Annotated in this window: 18 protein-coding genes; 15 read left to right on the forward strand and 3 right to left on the reverse strand. The window is 69.1% G+C overall.

The window, feature by feature from the left end; translation table 11 throughout:
- The 3 genes from rho to ACFWN7_RS02500 form a co-directional block, all read left to right on the forward strand.
- On the forward strand, window positions 1–1515 hold a 1515-nt coding region (gene rho / locus ACFWN7_RS02490), incomplete at its 5' end, for a transcription termination factor Rho (RefSeq protein ID WP_376937104.1).
- A 7-nt stretch (window positions 1516–1522) separates the two neighbouring features.
- Entirely contained in the window at window positions 1523–2599 is a 1077-nt protein-coding gene (prfA, locus tag ACFWN7_RS02495) for a peptide chain release factor 1 (protein WP_376937105.1), read from the forward strand.
- Complete coding sequence (locus ACFWN7_RS02500) at window positions 2596–3093, forward strand: GNAT family N-acetyltransferase (RefSeq protein WP_376937106.1); 498 nt, start codon at window positions 2596–2598, stop codon at window positions 3091–3093. The genes prfA and ACFWN7_RS02500 overlap by 4 nt, the downstream gene beginning before the upstream one ends.
- 30 nt (window positions 3094–3123) lie before the next feature.
- On the opposite strand, the gene epsC is transcribed toward ACFWN7_RS02500, so the two are convergent.
- On the reverse strand, window positions 3124–3723 hold the full coding sequence (gene epsC / locus ACFWN7_RS02505; protein WP_376937107.1) for a serine O-acetyltransferase EpsC: 600 nt from the start codon (window positions 3721–3723) through the stop codon (window positions 3124–3126).
- Window positions 3716–4651: a cysteine synthase A gene (gene cysK / locus ACFWN7_RS02510; protein ID WP_376937108.1), complete on the reverse strand. Its 936-nt coding sequence runs from the start codon at window positions 4649–4651 to the stop codon at window positions 3716–3718. Before cysK ends, epsC begins: the two co-directional genes overlap by 8 nt.
- 116 nt (window positions 4652–4767) lie before the next feature.
- Here cysK and prmC point away from each other — a divergent pair, with 116 nt between their 5' ends.
- On the forward strand, window positions 4768–5640 hold the full coding sequence (gene prmC, locus ACFWN7_RS02515; protein ID WP_376937329.1) for a peptide chain release factor N(5)-glutamine methyltransferase: 873 nt from the start codon (window positions 4768–4770) through the stop codon (window positions 5638–5640).
- A 6-nt stretch (window positions 5641–5646) separates the two neighbouring features.
- Here the strand turns inward: prmC and ACFWN7_RS02520 are convergent, their stop codons facing one another.
- Window positions 5647–6627: a TetR/AcrR family transcriptional regulator C-terminal domain-containing protein gene (locus ACFWN7_RS02520; RefSeq protein ID WP_376937109.1), complete on the reverse strand. Its 981-nt coding sequence runs from the start codon at window positions 6625–6627 to the stop codon at window positions 5647–5649.
- Between the two features lie 117 nt (window positions 6628–6744).
- Here ACFWN7_RS02520 and ACFWN7_RS02525 point away from each other — a divergent pair, with 117 nt between their 5' ends.
- The 11 genes from ACFWN7_RS02525 (at window position 6745) to ACFWN7_RS02575 (ending at window position 16386) form a co-directional block, all read left to right on the forward strand.
- Window positions 6745–7653, forward strand: coding sequence for an ATP-binding cassette domain-containing protein (locus ACFWN7_RS02525; RefSeq protein ID WP_376937110.1), 909 nt, complete (start codon window positions 6745–6747; stop codon window positions 7651–7653).
- 4 nt (window positions 7654–7657) lie between these two features.
- A complete protein-coding gene (locus ACFWN7_RS02530) occupies window positions 7658–8446 on the forward strand; it encodes an ABC transporter permease (RefSeq protein ID WP_376937111.1) in 789 nt (262 codons plus the stop codon).
- 121 nt (window positions 8447–8567) lie between these two features.
- Window positions 8568–9329 (forward strand): L-threonylcarbamoyladenylate synthase, encoded by a 762-nt coding sequence (locus ACFWN7_RS02535; RefSeq protein ID WP_376937112.1) that lies wholly within the window; start codon window positions 8568–8570, stop codon window positions 9327–9329.
- Window positions 9326–10618: an MraY family glycosyltransferase gene (locus ACFWN7_RS02540; RefSeq protein WP_376937113.1), complete on the forward strand. Its 1293-nt coding sequence runs from the start codon at window positions 9326–9328 to the stop codon at window positions 10616–10618. Before ACFWN7_RS02535 ends, ACFWN7_RS02540 begins: the two co-directional genes overlap by 4 nt.
- Window positions 10599–11078, forward strand: coding sequence for a hypothetical protein (locus tag ACFWN7_RS02545; RefSeq protein ID WP_376937115.1), 480 nt, complete (start codon window positions 10599–10601; stop codon window positions 11076–11078). Before ACFWN7_RS02540 ends, ACFWN7_RS02545 begins: the two co-directional genes overlap by 20 nt.
- Before the next feature lie 163 nt (window positions 11079–11241).
- Entirely contained in the window at window positions 11242–12039 is a 798-nt protein-coding gene (gene atpB / locus ACFWN7_RS02550; protein WP_376937116.1) for a F0F1 ATP synthase subunit A, read from the forward strand.
- Window positions 12040–12086: 47 nt separating this feature from the next.
- Window positions 12087–12320 carry an ATP synthase F0 subunit C gene (atpE, locus tag ACFWN7_RS02555; protein ID WP_022888426.1) on the forward strand — a complete coding sequence of 78 codons (234 nt, stop codon included), beginning with the start codon at window positions 12087–12089 and terminating at the stop codon, window positions 12318–12320.
- A gap of 31 nt (window positions 12321–12351) precedes the next feature.
- Entirely contained in the window at window positions 12352–12915 is a 564-nt protein-coding gene (locus ACFWN7_RS02560) for a F0F1 ATP synthase subunit B (protein ID WP_376937330.1), read from the forward strand.
- 3 nt (window positions 12916–12918) lie between these two features.
- Window positions 12919–13713 carry a F0F1 ATP synthase subunit delta gene (locus ACFWN7_RS02565; RefSeq protein WP_376937117.1) on the forward strand — a complete coding sequence of 265 codons (795 nt, stop codon included), beginning with the start codon at window positions 12919–12921 and terminating at the stop codon, window positions 13711–13713.
- A 96-nt stretch (window positions 13714–13809) separates the two neighbouring features.
- A complete protein-coding gene (gene atpA, locus ACFWN7_RS02570) occupies window positions 13810–15450 on the forward strand; it encodes a F0F1 ATP synthase subunit alpha (protein ID WP_376937118.1) in 1641 nt (546 codons plus the stop codon).
- Between the two features lie 39 nt (window positions 15451–15489).
- On the forward strand, window positions 15490–16386 hold the full coding sequence (locus ACFWN7_RS02575; RefSeq protein ID WP_376937119.1) for a F0F1 ATP synthase subunit gamma: 897 nt from the start codon (window positions 15490–15492) through the stop codon (window positions 16384–16386).
- Window positions 16387–16390: the final 4 nt, after the last annotated feature.

Genomic DNA, 16390 nt, shown 5'->3' on the forward strand with positions numbered 1-16390 from the left:
CGCGGCCCGGCCCGCGGCCGCCGGGGCGTCGAACGCGAGCTCTCGGGCGACGACGCCCAGATGTCCGGCGATGAGAACCAGGGTCGCCAGAAGGGCCAGGGCGGCGATCGCCAGAACGGCGGCGACACGCAGCGCAAGGCCGCCGAGCAGGGCGGCAAGCCCGCTCGCGAACGCCAGGGTGAGAGCGACGGCAAGCAGGAGGAGGGCGGCCGCGGCCAGCAGGCCCGCGACGCGCAGCCGCAGCCCGAGGGCGAGGGCGGGCGACGCAACCGGTATCGCGACCGCAAGCGCCGCGGCCAGGGCGCCGGCGACGAGCTCGAGCCCGAGATCCTCGACGACGACGTGCTCATCCCCATCGCCGGCATCCTCGACGTGCTCGACAACTACGCGTTCGTGCGCACGACCGGCTACCTGCCCGGGCCGAGCGACGTCTACGTCTCGCTCGGCCAGGTGAAGAAGTACAACCTGCGCAAGGGCGACGCGGTCGTCGGCTCGATCAAGCAGCCGCGCGAGGGCGAGTCGAACAGCCGCCAGAAGTACAACGCCCTCGTCAAGGTCGACTCGGTGAACGGCCAGACGCCCGAGGAGTCCGCGGCCCGTGTCGACTTCCAGAAGCTCACGCCGCTCTACCCGCAGGAGCGCCTGCGTCTCGAGACCGAGCACACCAAGCTCACCCAGCGCATCATCGATCTCGTCGCCCCGATCGGCAAGGGCCAGCGCGGCCTCATCGTCGCCCCGCCGAAGGCGGGCAAGACGATCGTGCTGCAGCAGATCGCGAACGCCATCTCGATCAACAACCCCGAGGTGCACCTCATGGTCGTGCTCGTCGACGAGCGCCCCGAAGAGGTCACCGACATGCAGCGCACGGTGAAGGGCGAGGTCATCGCCTCGACCTTCGACCGTCCGGCCGAAGACCACACGACCGTCGCGGAGCTCGCCATCGAGCGTGCGAAGCGTCTCGTCGAGCTCGGCCACGACGTCGTCGTGCTGCTCGATTCGATCACCCGGCTCGGTCGTGCCTACAACCTCGCGGCACCGGCATCCGGTCGCATCCTCTCCGGCGGCGTCGACGCCTCGGCGCTGTACCCGCCGAAGCGTTTCTTCGGTGCCGCGCGCAACATCGAGAACGGTGGCTCGCTCACGATCCTCGCCACCGCGCTGGTCGAGACCGGCTCGAAGATGGACGAGGTCATCTTCGAGGAGTTCAAGGGCACCGGCAACTCCGAGCTGCGCCTCTCGCGCCAGCTCGCCGACAAGCGCATCTTCCCGGCGGTCGACGTGAACGCGTCCTCCACTCGCCGTGAGGAGATGCTGCTCTCGCCCGACGAGGTGAAGATCACGTGGAAGCTGCGCCGCGCCCTCGCAGGCCTCGAGCAGCAGCAGGCCCTCGAGGCGGTGCTCGGGCGCCTGAAGGAGACGCAGTCCAACGTCGAGTTCCTCATGCTCATGCAGAAGTCGATGCCGGTCGCCAACGGCCACGGCAACTCGCACGGGCACGAGACCGATCACCGCTGAGGCATCCGTGTTCGAATCGGTCCAGGCCCTGCTCGCCGAGCACGGCGAGCTCCAGGAGGAGCTCGCCGACCCGGCGCTGCACGCCGACGCCGCGCGCGCGAAGAAGGTGAACCGGCGCTACGCCGAGCTCAGCCGCATCGTGCACGCCCATGAGGTGTGGCAGCAGGCGGGTGACGACCTCGAGGCGGCACGCGAGCTGGCCAAGGAGGACGACGCGTTCGCCGAAGAGGTGCCGAGCCTCGAGGAGGGCCTCGCGAGCGCGCAGGAGCGGCTGCGCCGCCTGCTCATCCCGCGTGACCCCGACGACGGCCGCGACGTGATCATGGAGATCAAGGGCGGCGAGGGCGGCGCGGAGAGCGCCCTCTTCGCCGGTGACCTGCTTCGCATGTACATGCAGTTCTCGCAGTCGAAGGGGTGGAAGGTCGAGCTCCTCGACCAGAACGAGTCCGACCTCGGCGGCTACAAGGACGTGCAGGTCGCGATCAAGTCGAACGCGACCGATTCCTCGCAGGGCGTCTGGGCGCACCTGAAGTACGAGGGCGGCGTGCACCGCGTGCAGCGCGTGCCGGTCACCGAGACGCAGGGCCGCATCCACACGTCGACCACGGGCGTGCTCGTGTTCCCCGAGGTCGACGAGCCCGAAGAGGTCGACATCAACCAGAACGACCTGAAGATCGACGTGTACCGCTCATCGGGGCCCGGGGGCCAGTCGGTGAACACCACCGACTCCGCGGTACGCATCACGCACCTGCCCACGGGCATCGTCGTGTCCATGCAGAACGAGAAGTCGCAGCTGCAGAACCGCGAGGCGGCGATGCGCGTGCTGCGCGCCCGGCTCCTCGCGCGCCAGCAGGAGGAGCAGGCGGCCGCGGCATCCGACGCCCGCAAGTCGCAGATCCGCTCCATGGACCGTTCCGAGCGCATCCGCACGTACAACTTCCCCGAGAACCGCATCGCCGACCACCGCACCGGCTACAAGGCGTACAACCTCGACCAGGTCATGAACGGAGCGCTCGACCCGATCATCGAATCCGCCGTCCAGGCCGACGAAGAGGCGCGGCTCGCCGCCATCGGCGACGAATGACCGCCGACCTCGTGATCCGGCCCGCCGCGGCATCCGACTGGGCGGCCATTCTTCCGATCTTCCAGCACGTGGTGAGCGAGGGCGAGACCTACGCCTACCCGGCATCGCTGTCGTCAGCCGACGCTCGCGCACTCTGGATGGAGCAGCCCCCTGGGCTCACCGTGGTCGCCGAGATCGACGGCGTCGTCGTCGGCACGGCGAAGATGGGGCCGAATCGACCGGGTCATGGCGATCACATCGGCACTGCGTCCTTCATGATCGACCCCGCGGCACGCGGCGCGGGCGTCGGCCGGGCGCTCGGCGAGTACGTCATCGACTGGCATCGGCGCCGTGGCTTCGAAGGCATCCAATTCAACGCGGTCGTCGCGTCGAACGAGGCGGCAGTCCACCTCTGGACGTCGCTGGGCTTCGAGGTCGTCGGCACCGTGCCGAACGCCTTCCGTTCGCCACGCCACGGCCGCGTGGGCCTGCACGTCATGTTCCTCCCGCTCTGACAGATGAGTGGAGGCATCCGACCGGTGCGCTCAGATGTGCCAGTCGTGCCAGTCGTGCACGCCGCGCGCGGCGTCGGCGGTCTCATGCGAGAGCGGCTTGAAGGTGGCGGGGATCCCGACGATGAGCGAGTGCGCCGGGGCGTCCTTCGTCACGACCGCGTTGGCGCCGATCGCGCTCCAGGCGCCGATCGTCACGTCGCCGAGCACCTTCGCGCCGGCGCCGACGGTCACGCCGTCCTGGAGGGTCGGATGCCGCTTCGCGCCGCGGGGTGCGCCGCGGGGCGCCTTCCCGCCGAGCGTGACCCCGTGGTAGAGCATCACGTCGTCGCCGACGACGGCCGTCTCGCCGATCACGATGCCCATGCCGTGGTCGATGAAGAACCGCCGGCCGATGCGGGCGCCGGGATGGATCTCGACGCCAGTGAGGAAGCGCACGAGCTGCGAGCCGAGCCGTGCAGGCAGCCGGAACCCGGCGACCCAGAGCCCGTGCATGACGCGGTAGCCCCAGATGGCGTGCAGCCCCGAATATGCGAGCACCACCTCGATCGCGCTCCGCGATGCCGGGTCGTGTGCACGTGCGGTCGCGATGTCTTCCCTGAGCCGGGCGAGGATTCCCACCCGATCAGTCAAGCAGACCTTCGTAGAGCACCGACGACAGGTAGCGCTCGCCGAAGCTCGCGAGCACCACGACGATCGTCTTGCCGGCATTCTCGGGGCGCTTCGCGAGCTCGACGGCCGCGTACACGGTGGCGCCCGACGAGATGCCGCCGAGGATGCCCTCCTCGACGCCGAGCCGTCGTGCCGTGGCGACCGACTGGTCGATGTTCACGTCGATGATCTCGTCGTAGACGTCGCGGTCGAGGATCGCCGGTACGAAGTTCGCCCCGAGTCCCTGGATCTTGTGCGGGCCGGGCTGGCCGCCGTTGAGGATCGGCGACTCGGCGGGCTCCACGCCGACGACCCTCACGTCGGGCTTGCGCTCCTTCAGCACCTGGCCGACACCCGAGATCGTGCCGCCCGTGCCGATCCCGGAGACGAAGATGTCGACGCCGCCGTCGGTGTCGTTCCAGACCTCCTCGGCCGTGGTGCGTCGGTGGATCTCGACATTGGCCTGGTTCTCGAACTGCTTGGCGAGCACCGCGCCGGGCGTCTCGGCGACGATCTGCTCGGCGCGCGCGACGGCGCCCTTCATGCCCTCGCCGCCCGGCGTGAGCACGAGCTCGGCCCCGTAGGCGCGCAGCAGGCCGCGGCGCTCCCGGCTCATCGTCTCGGGCATCGCGATGATCACCCGATAGCCGCGCGCGGCGCCGACCATGGCGAGCGCGATGCCGGTGTTGCCGCTGGTGGCCTCGACGATCGTGCCGCCGGGCTCGAGCTCGCCCGACGCCTCGGCCGCGTCGACGATCGCGATGCCGAGGCGGTCCTTCACGCTGGCGGACGGGTTGTAGAACTCGAGCTTCGCGAGCACCGTGGCATCCGCGCCGTCGGTGACGCGGTTCAGGCGCACGAGGGGCGTGCGGCCGAAGACCTCGGTGATGTTGTCGTAGACCTGGGCCATGGTGCTTCCTCTCGGGTGCGCTGCGCCGGCTGACGCCGCGCTCAGCCTACGGCGGCGCTCTCTCACGGTCACGTGCGTTACATTCCGTTTCATGGATGGACGTCATGGATGAGCGGATGCCGCCGCACGGCGCCCGCGAGCTGCGCGCCGTGCGCGACGAGACGGTGGCGCGGCTCGCGGCTGCGGGGGTGCCCGATCCCGAGGTCGACGCCGAGCTCCTGATCGGCCACGTGCTCGGCCTCTCGCGGGGCGGCGTGCAGGCGCAGCTCGTGATGGGGGCGGAGCTCGGAGAGGCGGATGCCGCGGCGCTCGAGCCGCTGGTCGCGCGCCGTGCCGCGCGCGAACCGCTGCAGCACCTCACGGGGCGCGCGGCGTTCCGCTCCCTCGAGCTCGCGGTCGGGCCCGGTGTCTTCGTGCCGCGCCCCGAGACCGAGCAGGTCGTGCAGCTCGCGATCGATGCGCTCCGCGCGACGGCGGAGCCCGAGCCGATCGCGGTCGACCTCGGCAGCGGCAGCGGGGCGATCGCCCTCGCGATGGCAACGGAGGTTCCGCACGCGCGGGTGTGGGCGGTCGAGAACTCGCCCGAGGCGTTCCCGTGGACGCGCCGCAACGTCGAGGAGGTCGACGCACCCAACCTCGAGCTCGTGTTCGACGACCTCGCGAACGCGCTGCCCGCGCTCGACGGACGGGCGGCCGTGGTGATCTCCAATCCGCCGTACGTGCCGGCGGGCGAGGTTCCGGCGGACCCGGAGGTGCATCTCCACGATCCCGAGGCGGCGCTCTACGGCGGCGTCGACGGCCTCGACGTGATCCGGGTGATCTCGCACCGGGCCGCCGGGCTGCTGCATCCCGGCGGCATGCTCGTGCTCGAGCACGCCGAGACGCAGTCGGCACCGATCGCCGCGCTCCTCGCGGCCGACGGGTGGCGGGCGATCGCACATCACCGTGACTTCACCATGCGCGACCGGGCGACGACCGCCGTGCGCTGAACGCGATCAGGTGCCGCGGGCCGCCTTCTCCCGTGCGTGCTTCTCGCGCTCGAGCGCGTGCTTGATCGCCTCGCGCTCGCGTTTCTGAGCTTCGCGCAGCGCCTTCTCGGCCTCCCGGCGCGCCTTGGCTGCCTCGCGCACCTTCGCATCGCGGGGCAGGTCGAGCTGCGGGGGGAGCGGCGTGGCCGAGACCACGGGCACGCCGGACTCCACGCGCCCGATGTGGTGCTCGATGCCGTCGAGGATGCGCTGGAGGCCGAACTCGAAGTCGTCATCGGTGTCGATCGAGCCGGTTCCCGGTTCGGAGACGTACCCGCCCGCGGCGAGCAGCGGGCTGAGGTACGGGAATCGTTCGGGGGTGACGAGCTCGGTGAGCACCTCGAAGAAGTTCTCGCCAGAGACATCCGCCGGGTCGGATGCCTCGGCCGCGGCACCGAGGTCGCGTTCCTGTGCGCTCGTGGCTCGCACGTAGCTGGTGCACAGCAACAGGGCCGACATCTTCTCGCCGTCGGTCAAGGGGAGTGAGCGGACCTCGCGGAGGAACCAGTCGACGATCGTGAGGCTGTTCGGCGTGATCGGCGCGCCCGAGATCGGGACGTCGACGAGCCACGGGTGCTCACGGTATGCGGTGCGCAACGCGGACACCCAGGCCGTGATCCCGTCGCGCCAGATGCGCTCGACGGTTTCGTCGGGCACCGCGATGAGGGTCGCGTCCTCCGCCATGAGCAGGATCAGGTCGTCCTTGCTCGTCACGTATCGGTAGAGCGACATGGTCGTGAATCCGAGCGAAGCGGCGACCCGGCTCATCGACACCGCGCCGAGCCCTTCGGCGTCGGCGATCTCGATCGCGGCCTCGACGATGCGCTCGATGGAGAGTTCGCGTTTCGGCCCGCGTTGCGGGTTCGCGGCGATGCCCCATGCGAGCGCGACGCCCCGGGGCAGCTCGGGGTCGGGTCGACCGGTCTCGTGCGGCGTGGACTTCGACATCTGCTCCCGTTCCGACTGCTGTTGACGATCAGTCTAGAACTGTGTATTACTTAAACGACAGTGCAGTGCATAAACAGTTTGCCACCTACGCAGACGACGACCATGGAAGGATTTCCGATGACTCTCGCCATCGACGCTCGCGGGCTCCGCAAGCGCTTCGGTCGCACCGAAGTGCTCTCGGGGCTCGACCTCGCGGTGCCCGCCGGAACCGTACTCGCCCTGCTCGGGCCCAACGGCGCGGGCAAGACCACGACCATCAACGTGCTCACGACGCTCGTGCGTCCCGATGCCGGCAGCGCCCGTGTCGCGGGATTCGACGTCGCGGCACAGCCGGAGGAGGTCAAGCGCCGCATCAGCCTGACGGGGCAGGCCGCCGCCGTCGACGAGGTGCTCACGGGCATCGAGAACCTCGTGATGATGGGGAGGCTCTCGGGCCTGTCCCGTCGCGACGCCCGGGCACGGGCCGCCGAACTCCTCGAGCGGTTCGACCTGACGGATGCCGCGGCCCGACGTGTCGGCGCCTACTCGGGCGGGATGCGCAGGCGACTCGACCTCGCGCTCAGCCTCATCCTCGCCGTGCCCGTGCTGTTCCTCGACGAGCCGACCACGGGCCTGGACACCCGAAGCCGGCAGGAGTTGTGGAGCGTCATCCGCTCGCTCGCCGCAGACGGCACGACCGTCTTCCTCACCACGCAGTACCTCGAGGAGGCCGATCGCCTCGCCGACCGCATCGCCGTGCTCGATCGCGGCCGGGTCGCCGCCGAAGGCACGGCGGACGAGCTGAAGGCCCGCATCGGCGGCGACGTCGTCGAACTCCGCGACGCAGACGGGGCCCTCCTCGTCGAACTCCCGACCGATGGCAGCGTGCACGGACTCCGGGCCGCGATCGACGAGCTCGACCGAACGCCCGCAGCCGCAGCCGAGGGCGTCGCCGTCTCCATCCGCCGCCCCAGCCTCGACGACGTGTTCCTCGCGATCACGACCGGCGGCGCGGCATCCTTCCCCGTACTCCTCGAAACGAAGTGACGACATGACCACGATCGCAACCACCCGCCCACGCCTCGGCGCGCTCACCGCCGAGTCCACGTTCGTCTCCCGCAGCTTCATCCACTCCGTGCGCGACGTCGAGGCCCTGCTCATGGCCGTCGTGCTGCCGACGATGCTCATGCTGATGTTCACCTTCATCTTCGGCAACGCCATCGACCCGTCGGGCGGCTACGTCGACTACGTCGTGCCGGGCATCATCCTGCTCTGCGCCGGGTTCGGCGCCTCGTCGACGGCCATCGCCGTATCGCGGGACATGACGACGGGCATCATCGATCGTTTCCGCACCATGCCGATCCGAAGCGGCGCCGTGCTCACGGGCCACGTCGTCGCGAGCCTCGCGCGCAACCTGGTCGCCACCGCCGTGGTGATCGCGGTCGCGCTCCTCGTCGGCTTCCGGCCGGTCGCGTCGCCGCTCGAATGGGCCGGCGCGTTCGCGATGGTCGCCCTCTACATCCTCGCGATCACCTACCTGTTCGCGGCGATCGGGCTGGCCGCGTCGAGCTCCGAGGCGGCAAGCGGCTACGGATTCATCCTGCTGTTCCTGCCATACATCTCGAGCGCGTTCGTGCCGGTCGACACGATGCCCGGGTGGCTGCAGTGGATCGCCGAGAATCAGCCGATCACGCCCGTCATCGAGACCATCCGAGGGCTCCTCATGGGCACCCCCACCGGCGACTCGGCGTGGTGGGCGGTGGGCTGGTGCCTCGGCATCATCGCCGCCAGCGCGATTTGGGGCGCGTGTCTGTTCCGGCGGAAGTCGGGCCGCCGCTGACGACGACGGACGACGCGGCGGCGGATGCCGCGGGCGACAGTTGCCCGCGGCATCCGTCGCCTCCGTCGCACCATCGGGCGGCCAGGGTGCGACGGGCCCCCTGGTCTAGACTCGGCTGGTCATGACTGCCATCTACGACTGTTCGGTCGAATCCCAGCTGCTCGAGGGAATGCGGCTCGCCCGCGCCGCCATCGGACGCGGCGAGCTCGTGGTGCTCCCCACCGACACGGTCTACGGCGTCGCCGCCGATGCGTTCGTGCCCGCAGCCGTCGCCCGGCTGCTCGAGGCGAAGGGCCGCGACCGCACCTCGCCGCCTCCGGTGCTCATCCCGGGCATCCCGACGCTCGACGCGCTGGCGAGAGACGTGCCGGAGCCGGTGCGGCGGCTCGTGAGCGAGTTCTGGCCCGGCGGCCTCACCGTGGTGCTCCACGCGCAGCCGTCGCTCACGTGGGATCTCGGCGAGACCCGCGGCACGGTGGCCCTGCGCGTGCCGGCCAACCGCATCGCGCTCGAGCTGCTCTCCGAGACGGGCCCGCTCGCGGTGTCGTCGGCGAACCGATCGGGCGAGCCTTCGGCGCAGTCGGCGGGCGATGCCGAGGCCATGCTCGGCGACGCTGTCGCCGTGTACCTCGACGGCGGGGTCGCCGGCGGGCAGTACGAGGCGATCGGCGAGCGTCCCGGCGACACGTCGTCGACGATCGTCGACGCCACCGGCCTCGACGCCGACGGCGGAGTGCTGCGCATCGTGCGCGCGGGCGTCATATCGCGTGAGCGGATCGCGGCCGTCGTCGGCGAGGAACTGCTCGACGCGGCATCCGGCACCGGCGAGGCATCCGGTACCGGCGCGGCCGCCGGCGACGCAGCGGATGCCACGCAACCATGACCCTCTTCCTCGCGCTCGCCCTCGTGGCCGCGCTCGTCACGTTCGGCGGCTCGGTGCTCGTGTGGAAGCTCAGCCTGAAGTACCGGCTGTACCCGAAGATCCGCGAGCGCGACGTGCACACGCGCCCCACGCCGCGGCTCGGCGGCATCGCCATGTTCGTCGGCATCGTCGCGGCGATCGCAGCGGCCGCGTTCGTCTCGACGTTCGGTTCCACGCGCTTCTCGATCGTCTCGATCGTGTTCCAGAACCCGTCGCAGATCCTCGCGATCCTCGGGGCGGCGCTGCTCATCGTGCTCATCGGGGTCGCCGACGACATCTGGGATCTCGACTGGACGACCAAGCTCGCCGGGCAGTTCATCGCGGCCGGACTGATCGCCTGGCAGGGCGTGTCGATCGTGTCGCTGCCGATCGGCGGCATCACGGTCGGCTCATCGTGGATGAGCGCGACCATCACCGTCTTCACGATCGTGCTCGTGATGAACGCGATCAACTTCATCGACGGGCTCGACGGACTCGTCGCAGGCGTCGCGCTCATCGCGAACGGGGTGTTCTTCCTCTACACCTACCTGCTCGTTCAGCAGACGTCGCCGCTCAACTACTTCAACCTCGCGTCGCTCATCGCGATCATCCTCGTCGGCGCGTGCGCCGGATTCCTTCCGCTGAACTGGCATCCGGCCAAGCTCTTCATGGGCGACGCGGGGGCGCTGCTCATCGGCCTGCTGATGGCCACCTCGGCCATCTCGGTCACGGGCCAGCTGAATCCCACGGGCGTCGGATTCGACCAGCTCTTCGCGGCGTTCATCCCGATCCTGTTGCCGTTCGCCGTGCTGGTCATCCCGTTGCTCGACTTCGGCCTCGCGGTCGTGCGGCGCCTGCGGGCCGGCAAGTCCCCGTTCGCGGCGGACCGCAAGCACCTGCATCACCGGCTCCTCGACATGGGTCACTCGCACCTCAACGCGGTGCTCATCTTCTATGCGTGGACGGCCGTCGCCTCGGTCGGATGCCTCCTCACCTACGTCTTCCCCGTCTACTTCGACATCGACTCCGGGTGGGCCTTCCTCCTGCTCGGGATCGGCTTCCTCGGCTGCGCGGCGGTCACCCTCGCGCCGCTCGGTCGCCGCAAGCGACTGACGGTCGCCGCGGAGGCGAAGACGAACCGAGCGGATGCCACGGCGTACGACGAACTCGAGCCGTCTCCGGCCGGCGACCGCACACCGGGTCCCGATCAGGCTCCGCCGGTAGAATCGGGCGACCCCGAACTGGAGCACCATGACCGACCGACGTCCTGACCCCGAAGCCCGCACCCCGACCTCGAACCCGGTGCTCCTCAGGGCGCTCGCCTGGGGCGGCGTGCTCGCAGCGATCGTCCTGGTCGTCAGCGGCATCCTCGGATTCGTCTTCGCCGGCACCGAGGGCCTCGTGAGCGCCCTTCTCGGCACCGTCATGGCCGTCGTGTTCATGGGCATCACCGCCGCGAGCATCCTGCTGGCCAACCGCTTCGCGTCGAGCGACGTGTTCGTCGGCGTCTTCTTCGGCATCGTGCTCGGCGGCTGGCTGCTGAAGTTCATCGTCTTCATCGTGCTCGTCGTGCTGCTGCGCGACGCGCCCTGGCTGAACCCCACGGTGCTGTTCCTGAGCCTCGTGGCGGGCGTCATCGCATCGCTCGTCGTCGACCTGCTGGTCGTCGCGAAGTCGCGCATCCCGTACGTCAGCGACGTCGAGCTCCCCAAGGCGCCGACCGACGACTGAGCTCGTCCGCGATTCGTCCGCACACCGAAGTTCTTGCTAGAGTGATCGGGATCCCCCACGGCTTCCGCCCGGCTTCGGCCTGTGCGGAATCCGATCCATGTTCGTCGTCGCGAGAGCCGAGCTCCACGCCCCGAAACAGGAGATAGCGCTGCTAGCTACCGCTGTGAACCTGCTGGTTCCGACCGCAACCGATGACGGTGAGTTCCACGGTCCGTCGATTCTGGAGTTCTTCCCGGGCGCCCTGCTCTTCGAGGGCACCGTCTTCGAGATCAACCGCATCACTCTCGTCCGCTTCATCGCGGTCGTCGCGCTCATCCTCGTCTTCTGGCTCGGAACGCGCAACATGCGCGTCGTGCCCGGTCGGTTCCAGAGCCTCGTCGAGATGGGCCTCGACCTCGTTCGCGTGAACATCGCCGACGACCTGCTCGGCCGCAAGGACGGCAAGCGGTTCCTGCCGCTGCTCACCACGATCTTCTTCATGATCCTGTTCATGAACCTGACCGGTGTCATCCCCTTCCTGAACATCGCAGGCACGTCGGTCATCGGCGTGCCCCTCGTGCTCGCGATCGTCGCCTACGCCGTCTTCATCTACGCGGGCGTCAAGAAGAGCCCGAAGAACTTCTTCAAGAACTCCCTCTTCCCTGCGGGTGTGCCGTGGCCGGTGTACATCATCGTCACGCCGATCGAGTTCATCTCGACGTTCGTGATCCGTCCGATCACGCTCACGCTCCGACTCATGATGAACATGATCGTCGGACACCTCCTGCTCGTGCTCTTCTTCGCGGCGACGCAGTTCTTCGTCTTCCAGCTCAGCGGCTGGTGGACCCTGCTCGGCGTCGGGAGCCTCGCCTTCGGCCTCGTCTTCACCCTGTTCGAGGTGCTCGTCGCCGTCCTGCAGGCCTACGTCTTCGCACTCCTCACCGCGGTCTACATCCAGCTCGCGGTGGCAGAAGAGCACTGAGCTCGGGCACCCCGCCCGGAACATCCCTAGGAAAGGAAAAACCCAACGTGGACGCAACTACCGTTCTCGCTGAGATCAACGGCAACATCGCGACGGTCGGCTACGGCCTCGCCGCGATCGGCCCGGCCATCGGCGTCGGCATCGTCGTGGGCAAGACGATCGAGGGAGTCGCCCGCCAGCCCGAGCTCGCCGGCCGCCTCCAGGTCCTGATGTGGATCGGCATCGCCTTCACCGAGGCGCTCGCCTTCATCGGCATCGCCACGTACTTCATCTTCGTCTGATCCATCCGTCGCAACTGAGGAGGCCAATGTGCTGCACGCAGTACTGAGCGCTGCAACCGAGGGTGGCGAAGCGAGCCCCAGCCCGGTGATCCCGGAGTGGTACGACATCATCTGGTCGACCGTGTGCTTCGTCATCATCCTCGTCTTCTTCTGGAAGTACGTGCTGCCGCGCGTCCAGAAGCTGCTCGACGAGCGCGCCGAGGCGATCGAGGGCAACATCGCGAAGGCCGACGAGGCACAGCGCAAGGCGGAGGCCGCCCTCGAGGAGTACACGGCGCAGCTCGCCGACGCACGCACCGAGGCAGGCCGCATCCGCGAGACCGCCCGGGAAGACGGCAAGAAGATCGTCGCCGAGGCGAAGGACGCCGCCACGACCGAGGCGGCTCGCGTCACCGCGAGCGCACAGGCGCAGATCGAAGCCGAGCGCCAGTCCGCGCTCGTCTCGCTGCGCTCCGAGGTGGGCACGCTCGCGATCGACCTCGCGTCCGGCGTGATCGGCGAGAGCCTCTCCGACGACGCCAAGGCGACCGCGGTCGTCGACCGGTTCCTCGCCGACCTGGAGGCCTCCGAGGCCGCCGCCGGAGGGAAGAAGTAGTCCATGGGAAGCGCTACGAGAGGGGCCCTCGCCGGCACGCGAGCCACGCTCGCCGAGCTCGGCCGGGCGGAGCTTCAGGTCGCCGAGGACCTCCTCGCGGTCGGCCGGGTCGTGGGCTCGTCGTCGCAGCTGCGCTCCGCGCTCATCGACGCCGAGGCGGATGACGCGCAGAAGCGCACGCTCGTCGAGGCGGTCTTCGGCGCGAGGATCACGGCCGACGCGGTGACGCTCGTCACCGCGGCCGCCACGCGGCGCTGGTCGACCGGCGACGACTTCGTCGCCGGTCTCGAGGACCTCGGCTACCGCGTCGCCGCGGAGTCGGCGCGCGAGGGCGGGCAGATCGACGCGGAGCTCTTCGCGTTCGAGCAGGCCGTGGCATCCGACGCCGAGCTCGAGCTCGCCCTGGGCAGCAAGCTGAGCCCGCTCGAGTCGAAGCTCGCGCTCGTCGACCGGCTCCTCGCGGGCAAGGCGGCCCCGCAGACGGTGGCGATCGTGCGGCACCTCGTGCAGCAGCCGCGCGGCCGCCGCATCGGCGAACTGCTGAGGCACGCGGCATCCGTCGTCGCCGACCAGCGCGGGTTCGACATCGCGACGGTCACAACCGCGGTCCCCCTCACGGCCGCGCAGCTCGACCGCCTTGCGCAGGGACTCGCCGTTCAGGCGGGTCGCCGCGTTCGATTCGACACCATCGTCGACCCCTCCGTGCTCGGCGGGGTTCGCGTGCAGATCGGCGACGATGTCATCGACGGCAGCGTCGCCTCGCGCCTCAGCTCGCTGAGGCAGAAGCTTGCCGGCTGACGCCGGATGAAACGACCGGCGTCCCGCGCCGCGACACACCAGTAGCTGTACGACCGGTACAGGAAAAGGGCCTGGCCCTCAGAGAAGGAAATGGCAATGGCAGAACTCACCATCAGCCCCGACGAGATCCGTTCGGCTCTCTCGGAGTTCGTCTCGTCATACGAGCCGGGCCAGGCGCAGAAGACCGAGGTCGGATACGTCTCCGACGCAGCCGACGGCATCGCGCACGTCGTGGGCCTGCCCTCGGTCATGGCGAACGAGCTCGTCCGGTTCGCCGACGGCACCCTCGGCCTCGCGCTGAACCTCGATGAAGATGAGATCGGCGTCGTCGTGCTCGGCGAGTTCACCGGCATCGAGGAGGGCATGGAGGTGACCCGCACCGGCGAGGTCCTCTCCGTTCCCGTCGGCGAGGGCTACCTCGGCCGTGTCGTCGACCCGCTCGGCAACCCGATCGACGGCCTCGGCGAGATCACCGGCATCGAGGGCCGTCGCGCACTCGAGCTCCAGGCGCCCGGCGTCATGCAGCGCAAGTCGGTGCACGAGCCGCTGCAGACCGGCATCAAGGCGATCGACGCGATGATCCCGGTGGGCCGCGGCCAGCGCCAGCTCATCATCGGCGACCGTCAGACCGGCAAGACCGCGCTCGCGATCGACACGATCATCAACCAGAAGGCGAACTGGGAGTCGGGCGACCCGTCGAAGCAGGTGCGCTGCATCTATGTCGCGATCGGCCAGAAGGGCTCGACCATCGCCGGCGTCAAGGGCGCGCTGGAAGACGCGGGTGCGATGCAGTACACGACCATCGTGGCGGCACCCGCCTCGGACCCGGCCGGCTTCAAGTACCTCGCGCCGTACACCGGTTCGGCCATCGGCCAGCACTGGATGTACGACTCCAAGCACGTGCTCATCATCTTCGACGACCTGTCGAAGCAGGCCGAGGCCTACCGAGCCGTGTCCCTCCTCCTCCGCCGCCCGCCGGGTCGCGAGGCATACCCCGGCGACGTGTTCTACCTGCACTCGCGTCTGCTCGAGCGCTGCGCGAAGCTCTCCGACGAGCTCGGCGCGGGTTCGATGACGGGCCTGCCCATCATCGAGACGAAGGCGAACGACGTGTCGGCGTACATCCCGACCAACGTCATCTCGATCACCGACGGCCAGATCTTCCTCCAGTCCGACCTCTTCAACTCCAACCAGCGTCCCGCGGTCGACGTGGGCATCTCCGTCTCCCGAGTCGGCGGTGACGCGCAGGTGAAGTCGATCAAGAAGGTCTCGGGCACCCTGAAGCTCGAGCTGGCCCAGTACCGTTCGCTCGAGGCGTTCGCGATGTTCGCGAGCGACCTCGACGCGGCCAGCCGTCGTCAGCTCGCCCGCGGCGCGCGCCTGACCGAGCTGCTCAAGCAGCCGCAGTACTCGCCGTACCCGGTCGAGGAGCAGGTCGTCTCGATCTGGGCCGGAACGAAGGGCCACCTCGACGAGGTTCCCGTCGAGGACATCCTGCGCTTCGAGCGCGAGTTCCTCGATTACCTCGGCCGCAACACCTCGGTGCTCACCGACCTGCGCGACACGAACGTGCTCTCGGACGAGACCGTCGCGACGCTCGAGACCGAGGTCGACAAGTTCAAGCTCGAGTTCCAGACCGGCGAGGGCAAGCCGCTCGCGTCGGTCGGTCGCGAGGAGTTCGAGGCCATCGCCGAAGAGGACGTCAACCAGGAGAAGATCGTCAAGTCCCGCCGCTAGGCGACGACCGACGATCGGCCCTAGGGATACAGGAGAGAAATGGGAGCGCAACTTCGGGTCTACCGGCAGAAGATCAGGTCTGCCCAGACGACGAAGAAGATCACGAAGGCGATGGAGCTCATCGCCGCCTCGCGCATCCAGAAGGCGCAGGCGCGCGTGACGGCTTCGACGCCGTACTCGCGCGCCATCACGCGTGCCGTGTCGGCGGTTGCGACGTACTCGAACGTCGAGCACGTGCTCACGACCGAGCCCGAGCGCATCGACCGGGCGGCCGTCGTGATCCTCACCTCCGATCGCGGCCTCGCGGGCGCCTTCAACTCGCAGGTCCTGCGCGAGGCGGAGGAGCTCAGCGAGCTCCTCCGTTCGCAGGGCAAGGAGGTCGTGTACTTCCTGGTGGGCCGGAAGGCCGTCGGATACTTCCAGTTCCGGCGCCGCGCCTCGGAACGCCAATGGACCGGCAGCTCCGAGAGCCCCGAGTTCGAGCTCGCGAAGGACGTCTCCGACGCCGTGCTCGAGGTGTTCCTTCGTGACGCGAGTGACGGCGGCGTCGATGAGATCCACATCGTCTACAACCGCTTCGTGAGCATGATGACGCAGACCCCCGAGGTCGTGCGCCTGCTTCCGCTCGAGGTCGTCGAAGGCGTCGAGGAGCCCGACTCGACCGTGCAGCCGCTCTACGAGTTCGAACCCGACGTCGAGACGGTGCTCGATGCGCTGCTCCCCGTCTACATCGAGAGCCGCATCTTCAACGCGCTGCTCCAGTCGGCGGCGGCGAAGCACGCGGCAACGCAGAAGGCGATGAAGTCGGCCAGCGACAATGCCGACAAGCTCATCACCGACTACACGCGCCTCGCGAACGAGGCGCGCCAGGCCGAGATCACGCAGCAGATCGCCGAGATCGTGGGCGGCGCCGACGCGCTCGCCGCCAAGAAGTAATCCA

This window comes from Agromyces sp. NPDC058484 (assembly GCF_042720415.1).
GTDB lineage: Bacteria > Actinomycetota > Actinomycetes > Actinomycetales > Microbacteriaceae > Agromyces.